General features: G+C 41.9%; 9 protein-coding genes and 2 pseudogenes. 1 reads left to right on the top strand and 10 read right to left on the bottom strand.

Annotated elements, in window-relative coordinates; all coding sequences use genetic code 11:
• Positions 1-533: 533 nt before the first annotated feature.
• The 7 genes and pseudogenes from ASG81_RS33735 to ASG81_RS20620 form a co-directional block, all read right to left on the bottom strand.
• Positions 534-745 (bottom strand): annotated as a pseudogene (locus ASG81_RS33735) (acyltransferase family protein); the annotation flags it as partial.
• A gap of 1,508 nt (positions 746-2,253) precedes the next feature.
• Positions 2,254-2,727 (bottom strand): annotated as a pseudogene (locus ASG81_RS20600) (ATP-dependent DNA ligase); the annotation flags it as partial.
• Positions 2,728-2,742: 15 nt separating this feature from the next.
• Positions 2,743-2,871, bottom strand: coding sequence for a hypothetical protein (locus ASG81_RS33550; RefSeq protein WP_268795802.1), 129 nt, complete (start codon positions 2,869-2,871; stop codon positions 2,743-2,745).
• Positions 2,872-2,934: 63 nt separating this feature from the next.
• Positions 2,935-3,192, bottom strand: coding sequence for a hypothetical protein (locus tag ASG81_RS34095; protein WP_056638585.1), 258 nt, complete (start codon positions 3,190-3,192; stop codon positions 2,935-2,937).
• A gap of 1,923 nt (positions 3,193-5,115) precedes the next feature.
• The gene (locus tag ASG81_RS20610; protein ID WP_056638588.1) at positions 5,116-5,388 is read right to left on the bottom strand and encodes a hypothetical protein; all 273 of its coding nucleotides are present in this window, start codon (positions 5,386-5,388) and stop codon (positions 5,116-5,118) included.
• A complete protein-coding gene (locus ASG81_RS20615) occupies positions 5,375-6,142 on the bottom strand; it encodes a ParA family protein (protein ID WP_056638590.1) in 768 nt (255 codons plus the stop codon). Before ASG81_RS20615 ends, ASG81_RS20610 begins: the two co-directional genes overlap by 14 nt.
• A gap of 580 nt (positions 6,143-6,722) precedes the next feature.
• Positions 6,723-6,902 carry a hypothetical protein gene (locus ASG81_RS20620; RefSeq protein WP_056638593.1) on the bottom strand — a complete coding sequence of 60 codons (180 nt, stop codon included), beginning with the start codon at positions 6,900-6,902 and terminating at the stop codon, positions 6,723-6,725.
• Positions 6,903-8,403: 1,501 nt separating this feature from the next.
• On the opposite strand from ASG81_RS20620, the gene ASG81_RS20630 reads away from it, so the two are divergent.
• Positions 8,404-8,772, top strand: coding sequence for a VOC family protein (locus tag ASG81_RS20630; RefSeq protein WP_056638599.1), 369 nt, complete (start codon positions 8,404-8,406; stop codon positions 8,770-8,772).
• 468 nt (positions 8,773-9,240) lie between these two features.
• Here the strand turns inward: ASG81_RS20630 and ASG81_RS20635 are convergent, their stop codons facing one another.
• From ASG81_RS20635 to ASG81_RS20645, 3 genes are all read right to left on the bottom strand, one after another.
• Complete coding sequence (locus ASG81_RS20635) at positions 9,241-9,459, bottom strand: hypothetical protein (protein WP_056638601.1); 219 nt, start codon at positions 9,457-9,459, stop codon at positions 9,241-9,243.
• Between the two features lie 317 nt (positions 9,460-9,776).
• A complete protein-coding gene (locus ASG81_RS20640) occupies positions 9,777-10,085 on the bottom strand; it encodes a hypothetical protein (protein ID WP_056638604.1) in 309 nt (102 codons plus the stop codon).
• A gap of 282 nt (positions 10,086-10,367) precedes the next feature.
• Positions 10,368-10,586, bottom strand: coding sequence for a hypothetical protein (locus ASG81_RS20645; RefSeq protein WP_056638607.1), 219 nt, complete (start codon positions 10,584-10,586; stop codon positions 10,368-10,370).
• Between the last annotated feature and the right edge of the window lie 45 nt (positions 10,587-10,631).

The following is a 10,631-nucleotide window of genomic DNA, read 5'->3' on the forward strand; positions in this document are numbered from 1 at the left end:
CCTGTATACCCCCGCATACCATTCCGGGCTGCCCAGTTTCGAGTAACTGTAGCTGCCCCAAAGCCATTCGCAATTGAGGTTCTGGCCATAGCGGAATAAAAGCCCCAGTGTGAGAATCATAATAAACGCAGATGTCATTTTGACCTTCCATTTAAATAAATAAACGAAGTATTCCCTCTTCATATAGTAACCTGCCAGGAAGAACGGAAAGAAGTTGATCGCCCGGAGCGATGACAGCTTATACCCCAGTTCCGTTGAATCGTAGCCGGCCAATACCGCAAGGCAGCTTGCAAACAAGATCGGATACCTTAATTTCGTAAAATACGGCAGGGCAATTTTCCATAAAATAACCGCAAGCAGGTACCAGGTTACCCAATAGGGCAGAAAGAAGGTGAATTTCAGGTTTGCCCGGTCGTTCAGATAATAATCCAGAAGCGTATACAGCGTTTCAAAAATGACATACAGAACGAGATAGGGGCCAAGCTTTCCCGATTTCTTGGAAAAGTAACCCGTAATAAAAACAAAAAGCGGGNAGCGTATACAGCGTTTCAAAAATGACATACAGAACGAGATAGGGGCCAAGCTTTCCCGATTTCTTGGAAAAGTAACCCGTAATAAAAACAAAAAGCGGGATATGAAAAAAGTAAATGAAGTTGTACAAGGCCTTCGCTGACTCGCTTATAGAATAAAGGGGTTCCAGCACATGACCGATGACCACGAACGTAATCAAGACAAACTTCACATTATCGAAATAATGGTCGCGTTGATTAACCTCCGGCTCTTTTTAACTCCTCCGATTGGTTTTATTGACTCTTACCCCAATACTAACAAACCAACATGGAAACCTCACCCTTCATAATCCGCGATATTTCTGCCTTATCCAATCTCTCAGAGTCTTAGGGAAGCTGACCGGGCGTATTTTTAGTCTTTCTCCGCTATGATACAGTATTCTTTGCTATGTTATATGTTGGATAGCTTCATTGCCTCATAGGGATTCGGCCACATAACCATCAAGTTAAGAATTTAAAATATCCTTGAAAGGAAAAAATCTAATTTTCTTCTTTTTGGGGTGCGATATTAGCTTGATGGGCATGTGGTACTACTCCAGATAGAGCGGATTAGAACGAGTCTAGGAGTAAGGTCGTCACAAAAAAATAAAGCCTCATTTATCGACATTCGTCAATAAATGAGGCTTACGTAGTTTCCACTATATCCATTCTACTTCCCAGACTCCTCTCCTATCTTAAATTAACTCATTCAAATAACCGTGTTGCCACGATTATTCTCATCCGATAGAAATCGTCTGAGACTGGCATTGAGCAGGTAATACTGATTATTCATCAGCTACCTTATCCCTTAAACCCATTGGTTTTGACGTTGGTTAAATAGCCTTTTAATAGAAGCTATTTAATCCAGATCGTCCTGACGATGATTCGAAATCATTACCATAAGGATTGAGGATATAGTATCAATCTCCAAGATACTGTAATTCCTGAATGCGCTCTCACTACTAAAGGCTCCTTGTGAGGGTTAACCTTTTCAAGAACTTTTATCTTGAGTTGATACTTAAACTATATACTATAATCTTATTTTTTTAAATATTCAAATAATTAATTTTAGATTGCAATATCCTTATTTCCCTCCTAAAAGCGCCTAATTTCTCTCTTTCTTTTAGTTTTTTACTCTTTCAATCAAGTGAGAAACTTCAAGTAAAAAAATATCCTAATTTTGCTATGCTATATTTAGCATGTTTGTCAAGATCCATCCCCTTAACGTCATTGATTTGCTATACCCCATGCCAATCAAGCTAAAATATTAAATACCCCCAAACATGAAAAAAGTTCATGACATATTTCATAGCTTATTTTTTTCATCTTGGGGGTGTAAGATTGTTTTTGGAACGATGATGAAATGAAGCGATAGCCGAGTGATCAAGGTTCCCCTCTGCTCCATAAAATATGATGATTACGGAGAGATAAAGGAACGAAGAAAACCATCAGATTTAAGCAATACCCCAGAGGTCTTTTTCTTCCTTGCGAGTCCCGTAAAAAATCTCAAGCGCCAATACATACGGCTGTACATACATATGTACAGCTGTATGTACAGGTTAAATCGAACGCGCGCTTTAATCGTGGCTACACGTAATTCCGGTCCTCCCCAGTTACAATCGTTTTCACTACGCCATAAAACGCCTTCTTATGTGCGCTGGACACTGCTAATTCGATAGTTCCTGCTGGCCTTCCATTGCGCGAGTCATCGATATCCTGCTATATGAACGTTTGCGTACTCATAATTGATAATCTTCAGCCACTTATCGCTACGTCGACTCACATATACGCTATCCTTCCGCTTTGCAACGATTCCCTCTAAATGGCACTCTTTAATCGTATCGAATAACGCAATCCCGGTCCCATCAACGGATAATACAGGTGAATAGAACGCGTTCGCGGTTAAGATCTGCAAGAGCAGCGCTTTTCGTTCCGTGAGCGGCCGATTGCGCATATCGATCCCGTTATAATGCAAAACGTCGAACACGTAATAATGGACCGGTTTCGTTACCGTGGCCTCGCGTATCTTTGCCGTTTTCGTCAGCTTAAAACGTTCCATAATCGCTTCAAAGTCGATCCATCCGCTATCGTCCATGCGTGCCACCTCACCGTCAAGGATAACACTGCAGCCTGGCTCAACGGGCACGTGATGTAACTCCGGGTATTGCTGCGTTACTTCCGTTTTGTGGCGCGTTTATAGACGAACTTGACCATCAATGAAAGAAAGAATCAGACGATGGCCGTCGATCTTCGGTTCAAAGACGTAGCGGACATCGTCGAACGGGGTTTCTCGTTTTTCAAGCAACATCGGTTCAATAAACATAAAATCACCTCTCTATCCATTATAGCGCGTAGCTTTAACGGACAGAGGCGGTATATCTTGGATTTATTTCTGGAACAAAACCGTTATATACTTGCTGAATTGAAATAAACGTAAGCGCCCGAAGACGTGACCGGCTGCCATCGAGAACAGTACGCAGGAAATATCTTTCGAGTCTCCCGGAGCACTTCGGAACCAGATGATCGAGAACGCGCGGACGATAATGTTACCAATCAAGAGGATCATAATGGCCACGATCGGTAGCTTCTGCACCACTATTTGTGATGGAATAAGGATCGCCACTTTGTACTTAAGCAATGTCATATCATTTCCTCACGGTTCCGCGCAGCTCGCCTCGGAGTGGGGACAACAAAAAACACGTTGCCCCCAAACCTCGACTCACTTCACGGCTATATCCACCAACAACTAAATCATCTTTATACCCCTATCATAAGATACTAATGTTTACGCTCCTCCCTCCAATCTTAACCATCTGTTCTTTTCCCCTAGGTTCAACAGAACGAACTTTCAATTCAAATGGTAGCAAGCTTTCGCTTGCAATTGATTAAATCATCCTCCCCTCGCCCGCCCCTACATTAAAGGTGAACTGTTTACATTCATCGGTTTTTAGATACATTATGCTTGACGCGGGGCGAAGCCGAAGCCAGAATGGATCGTGCGTGGTGGACACAGTTCACCTTATCCCGATAGGCTGAATAAAAAAAATAAACAGCCTAAATGGGTTAAGATGAACAGAATGGCTCGGCCGTCACGCATTAGGGAACGGCTCCCAGGAGTTGTTTCTGCCACGCCGCATTTCTACGGCTCGCTTACTTATGAGGGTCATGCCCCCGGATTGGTTACGGTTCCTATAGACCAATCCGCCACCACAGCTTTTTCAGCGACTTCTCAAACCGTGGTCTACTCTCCCTTGAACAGTTTCCAGCAAGGTTCATTCGAGTCTGTACCACGTACTTTTCGGAACGGTCACGGCCCACGATAGAGTCATATCGTAAAAGGGCTGTATTTCGTTTTTTGCCGGATGTTCTGCCCCCGGTTAGGTAGGCAGACTACGAGAGTAAAGCTTCACTTCACGCCCGGTTTTCCGGCGCAAGTGGTCACGGCCAATACGTGACAACCCCCGACAATCACCAACCCACTAGCCTCCGGCTCGCCACATGAATTGGGCAGGTCTTTTACCGTGGTCTCCTGATCCCACCGAGCTGGCGAAGGCTCATCCTGACTCAGAATCCTAAAAAAGACAATAGGAAACTAAGCCTTCGAAGTCCAATTTTTAAAAATTGGAAACGAACGCCGGTTTATTTAGTTTTTTCATCGCTTTTTATGTAACAATCTCTTTAGTTAGTTGATAATTAATTGAATGGAGATACCCTAATAACGAGAAAGACTCCGGATTCCAAAAGGGAATCAGGAGCCTTCGCCATGTCTATAGAAACCCATACTAAGCCCTTGATTTATTAGAAATAATCAGGGTATAATAGGGTAACAAAAGTCATTGTGATGCGCCTGTTTCACCGATCACCTTATCGGATGAAGCAGCATCGGTGTTACCAGCACCGAGCCGCCGAAACAATGGCTTATTTTGTTGTATTTTGGTTGTTATTTCCCTCTCATTCTAGCATACCAATTACTAGAATGGAATGGCTCTACAAAACTGTATAGCTGTACGTACATACACATGTACAGATGTACATATGGCTGTACATACACATGTACACCTGTACATCTGGCTGTACATATGTACAGTAAACTGTATTAAAGTTTAGCTTCTGCTTCCTAGCAAGTCCCGTTAAAAATTCCAATGGAACCCGGATGATTTTTCCGGGGTCGCTTGGCATTTAGGGACGATAAACGGGGGGATTAGACCAATTATTGTCTGGTGGTCTTGAGATAATTCAATCACGTAACTAGAGCTTAGGCTTACCTCGAACGATTTGATCTAATTCCATCAAAGCAAAGAAGAGATCATTATAATGACATGAAAAGCTGATCACTGATGCAGAAAATTCGATATGTAATAACATTCGGTAGGATTATCATACAGGGGGCAGGCAGATTAGGGGAGGGTTAAAAATTTAACCCTTCACAGTCAAATATAAACCAGATAAAATGATAGATTAGTCTAATCCAGTCTTGTGATCGACTGTACTCGTAATTCATCAGTCCGGCAAGAACCTGTACATATGTATGTACATATGTACAGGTATACAGGCGAAACAAAGAGGACTATTTCCTCTCTGTTTCAGAACGATACTTCCTTAATACCTCTTCTAGAACCTGGACCATGTCTTTATTGATCGTAAGTGCGTGTACCTTAAGCCATCTATGCAATTCAGCATCAAGTTCAAATGTAGCTTTCTTTTTCCCGCTGATCTGCACCAATTCATGAGCAGGACTTTTCGCAATCTCACTCGGGAAAATGATTTCTTCTTTATCCTCTTGGTTCCCCGAGGGGGAACGCATAAGCGATTTAAATTTATCCGCCTTATTGGTTGACACGCTGCTTCAGCTCCTCAACAAACCCTATATATGACTCTAATACGCCTTGATCGAACTTCGTGCTGTCCTGGATGCCTTCCAGTACAAACTCTTTAATACGGCTGCGTCGTTTGATGATATTGTCAAACACCATCGGACCGTATTCATCCTTTGCCTTATCAACGATAGAATTGTCTATACCGGCTCGTCCATCGCTCATAGCGATCAATATGCCAGCCAAAGCAAGCCTTTCATTCGTTCGTTGCTGTACGACAGTAAGTGTTTCAAGATATCTCTCTAGAGCGGAATAGCAAAATGGCTCAGACTGTAAGATAACGACTGCAAAATCACTCGCAGTCAGACCGTTAATGGTCTGATCCCCAAGGTTTGGTGGCAAGTCGATGAGTATGTAATCATAGCGGTCTTTGACCATATCGATGGTTTTTCTCAGAGCCTGGGTAGCATCCCCTTTGTAGTCTCTATATAACCACCGGCTGAACGTCGATAGAATATCTTCTGCAGGTATTAGATCAAGATTATCTGCGATACGTACAATATATGGCGTTGGATTCTTCTCCTGAATGGCTTCAAGAATCGTTTGCTTTGTAAAGTCGTAAATATCCCTTCGTGTAAGAAACTCCGTTAGGTTACCCTGACTATCAAAGTCAATTGCTAGGACTCGAGCATGTTTAGACAAAAGATGAGCCGTGATTGCGCAAGCTGTTGTTTTACCTACTCCACCTTTTTGAATACCAAAACTAATGACTATCCCCATTGTTTACCTCCTCAAAAACTGTATACCTGTATTCTATCACAATGAAGATGAACAGCAACAACTTTTTTATAGACCTGCACATACAGCTGTACATATGTACAGCTGTATGTGCAGGTCTATGCTGTTGAAATAAGAGAATTAGCATCAAAATAGAAATTCCTGAATATTCGCCCCTCTTTCCTGGTTGTGCGTAGCAAGTTCGAGAAGATGCATCATTCCCCTTACCATAAAATAAACGCAAAACGTTCCTTCCAGCTGTGTTTCTATATTTGTCTTTCCTGACTAAATTCGATCAGAGTGGTAAAACCTTCGTCTCCCTGTAGTATAAATTCTCAGATGCAAAGTCCTTATTTTTTTCTCTTTTGTTTAAAGTTCGATTTTCAAAAACACTGCTCTTTACACCATCACACTTTCACCTGTACATACAGCTGTACATATGTACAGCTGTATGTACAGGTTTTAAGCCCTGTTTGAGATATCATGCTTTTGTGTTATCTTTGCCTTCAACAAAACGGCATGTTGCTCCACCAGCTGCAAAAGGAGGGATTCCCTATCAATTCTTCCTGTCTTCTTCATCGATTTATTCACGGACTTTATCCAACGTATTTGCAATTTCGCCAGCCTCATGCTCGAGCCAATTCGATGCCTCTTCCGGATCCATGTTGCCATACATAACGCTACCTATAACTCGGCCCAACATATCAGAAGCTGTATCATTTTCACTGACCAATGTTTGGCCTTCAGTTGGTTTGATTTCCAAAGCAGCTGTACCTCATTTCTTGTACTGATAATCTAATACAATCTCGACTTTGATTTGCTCATGTGCACGACAGTTTGGACATGTAACGAGTATCTCATTGCTTGTGCGCATGGTTATCCTTTTCCGAACCCGGTTATTTTAGGCTATCGCAGCATCCCAGTGTCCGTAAACTCCAAAGCCGTCACGCGGCACGGGAACGGAACGGCCAGCCAAACGACATCATCCCATTTCTTTTTGGTGTTGAATGGGCATTCTCCTGGATGCTGCTCCAAAAACTGCTGCAGGACCTGCTTAGAAGCAGTATCTATCCCAGATACATGGCCGACATATCGATCTTCATATCGCAAAACAAGGCTGGAAACACGACCTTCTTTCAGTTTTGCCCCCTCGACGTCCGCGACGATCCGGACCTCTTTCCGCTTCTAAAAACCAATATTTATGCTTTTTAGATTCGACATGATAGATTAGTCTAATCCAGTCGTATGATTGGCGAATTTACTCGTAATCAATCCATCCAACATGAACCTGTACATATGTATGTACATATGTACAGGTATACAGGCGTAACAAAGAGGGTTATTTCCTCTCTGTTTCAGAACGATACTTCCTTAAAACCTCTTCTAGAATCTGGACCATATCTTTATTGATCGTCTACGCGTGTACCTTAAGCCATCTATGCAATTCAGCATCAAGTTCAAACGTAGCTTTCTTTTTCCCGCTGATCTGCATCAATTCGTGACAGTTACCTCCTTAAAAACTGTATACTTGTATTCTTACACAACGAAAACGAACAGCAACAACTTTTTTCTAGACCTGTACATACAGCTGCACATATGTACAGCTGTATGTACAGGTCTTTCTGCTGATGTAAGAAAATTAGCATCAAAACAGAAAATTCCTAAATATTCGCAGGACGTCCCCCCCTTACCGTAAAATAAACGCAAAGCGTTCCTTCCAGCTGTGTTTCTATATTTGACCTTCCTAGTGATATTCGATCAGAGTCGTAAAAGCTTCGTCTCCCTGTTAGATATATTCACGAAGACAATATCCTAATTTTTTTCTCTTTTATTTAAATGATTATGATTTTCGATATTCAAACACATGAAATATACCCCTTCACACTTTCGCCTGTACATACAGCTGTACATATGTACAGCTGTATGTACAGGTTTTGATTCCGATTTAAGCTATCTACTCGTATTCGGGGGAGGGGCCCCGCCTTGTCTTACATCTACTCCTTCAACAAAACGGCATGTTTCTCCACCAGGTGCAGAAGGAGTGATTTAGGGCATTCTCCGGGATTCTCCTTCATATGTGGTAAGAAATAAAGTTATAGACTGACGATGCGTAATTAAGCAAACGAGCAATTAATTGAATAAACCTAACAGAATCAATGTGATCTTGAGACTAAAGACGTAGAAGTTGACTACTGCATTGTACTGACGATCTTTTGAAGAGAATCCTTTATGATAAGTAAATAAACGATTAGAGGTGATAACTAATGGACATTAGAGAAACAGGCATTATTCTTTTCTGCGAGGATTACGAATTAGTATTAAAGTTTTATTCCGAACAACTTGGCATGAAAATCCGTCAACGTGGTAAGGACTTATCTATTTTGGATTTCGGCGGCAGTTACCTTATGCTTGAGGAAAATGGTGTAGCTTCAGATATAGAAAAAACAAGATCGCAAAATCCAACGGTAATTCGACTCAACGTTAATAACTTTGATTTAGCCGTATCGGAGATTGTGGCACGTGGAGTAAATGTTGAGGTGAAGAGCTTTGAATGGGGAACGATAGGAGTAGTTATTGATCCCGAAGGAAATAGAAGATCGGCGCCATGGTCCCATCCTTTAGTTTTCAGATAGGTTTATTCACAAAAATATACTTTGAACTAATCTTGCGTGGTTTTGTCGCCATTAGAACACCGTCCTCATAAATTTGATGCTCTTATTATATGCGAACGAATGTTCTATTTCCAAGAGTTAAGAAGTGACATTTACTTTGACATGTCTCAAAGTCATTGAGCGATGGCAACTGCGTATCTCGGCTACGTCTGATGCAGAGAGTACGAGTGGGTACTCTTTCATGGGTTGGTTATTCTACCTCCAAGACTCTGGGTGATGTAGGGTATCAATATCTTCAAGGAATTAACGGTAGGGGAGAGGTTGGTTGAAATACCTGTACATACAGCTGTACATATGTACAGCTGTATGTACAGGTTTGTTTCTGATTTAACTCTACGCCCGCAGTTCGGGCCGCTTACCCGGCTGAAGGCCGCACTTCGCTGACGTTACTCGGTAATACCAAACCTTACACCTAAAATATAGGATGTTCTACATCCAAAAATCATCTGATTTGACCTGTTTTCCGGTAAGCTTGCGTACCGCAGCCACTAATGCCTTCATCGTCTTACCAGCAGGCATATAATCTCTATTTTTGCAGACCCTCGAAATGATCTCCCGGCTAACTTTTGATATTTCCTTTATTTTCTCTTGTTTTATCCCATGCCAGTCAATGAACTCACCAAATCGACTGCGTTCCTTTCCAAACATTTTTCTCATCCTTCCGCGAATCACGAATCACTATATAGTCTCAGTATGGCCAAGACTACGAAACTATAAACATTTTTCTCATCCTTCCGCGAATCACGAATCACTATATAGTCTCAGTATGGCCAAGACTACGAAACTATAAACGTCTCTTTTGTCATCTATTCAAAAATATTTCATCACAAGTGTAGAGAGGTATCCTGTACATATGTATGTACATATGTACAGGTATACAGGTAAAGTTCTATATCAGCGCCACCTGAGTCTTAGCCAGCACTMGGTGGGATCAGGAAATTTGGAATCCGGAATCTTTTTCGTTGTTAGAGTAACTCCGTTCCATTCATTATCATAGCAAGACTATATTGCTCTTGAAGAGGGGCATAAGGTTGGCCTAAACGTTGGAATGMTCTGGAAGCATCTCTGCTTTCCCACATGYCATTACCCTCAAGTTTCTTACGTTGTTTGACCCTCATGTAAGCACCGCCTATTTCTTTAGTGCCTTCATTATATTGAACATTAATTCCTGTTTCATGACTCCATTTTTGCGGGAATGCTTCTTCTGCCAGCTGCTCGAAGAACATGCCACCAGGTGCAGTCTGATTTTGCATTCGTTCCTCCATACCGGCCATTGCGACTCCTACATGTGCGTATCTCGGATACGTCTGATGCAGAAAGTAAGATTAGTTAATCTTTCATGGGGTTTCTACATCCAAGACTCAGGGTGAGTATCAAAATCTTCAAGAGGTAGGGGAGAAGTCAGCGASCTGTACATATGTACAGCTGTATGTACAGGTCCTAGTTCAGATTTAATCCTACGCTTGCATCCAATAAAGGGGCCCCGGCTGCGGATCGCACTTCACCGACGTTACTCGTTAACACCCACAAATCTTACACCTAAAATATAGGATGTTCTACATCCAAAAATCATCTGATTTAACCTGTYTACCGGTAAGCTTACGTACCGCGTCCACTAATGCCTTCATCGTCTTACCAGCAGGCATATAATCTCTATTTTTGCAGACCCTCGAAATGGTCTCCCGGCTAACTTTAGATATTTCCTTTATTTTCTCTTGTTTGATCCCATGCCAGTCAATGAACTCACCAAATCGACTGCGTTCCTTTCCAAACATTTTTCTCATCCTTCCGCGAATCACGAATCACTATATAGTCTCAGT

Origin of the sequence: Paenibacillus sp. Soil522, from assembly GCF_001428245.1 — a bacterium.
Taxonomy (GTDB): Bacteria; Bacillota; Bacilli; order Paenibacillales; family Paenibacillaceae; genus Pristimantibacillus.

Bases quoted from the DNA above. Each gene is read 5' to 3' on its own strand.
- ASG81_RS20635 (WP_056638601.1), bottom strand. From the start codon at position 9,459: ATGTTTGGAAAGGAACGCAGTCGATTTGGTGAGTTCATTGACTGGCAT.
- ASG81_RS20630 (WP_056638599.1), top strand. From the start codon at position 8,404: ATGGACATTAGAGAAACAGGCATTATTCTTTTCTGCGAGGATTACGAA.
- ASG81_RS34095 (WP_056638585.1), bottom strand. From the start codon at position 3,192: ATGACATTGCTTAAGTACAAAGTGGCGATCCTTATTCCATCACAAATA.
- ASG81_RS33550 (WP_268795802.1), bottom strand. From the start codon at position 2,871: ATGTTTATTGAACCGATGTTGCTTGAAAAACGAGAAACCCCGTTCGAC.
- ASG81_RS20615 (WP_056638590.1), bottom strand. From the start codon at position 6,142: ATGGGGATAGTCATTAGTTTTGGTATTCAAAAAGGTGGAGTAGGTAAA.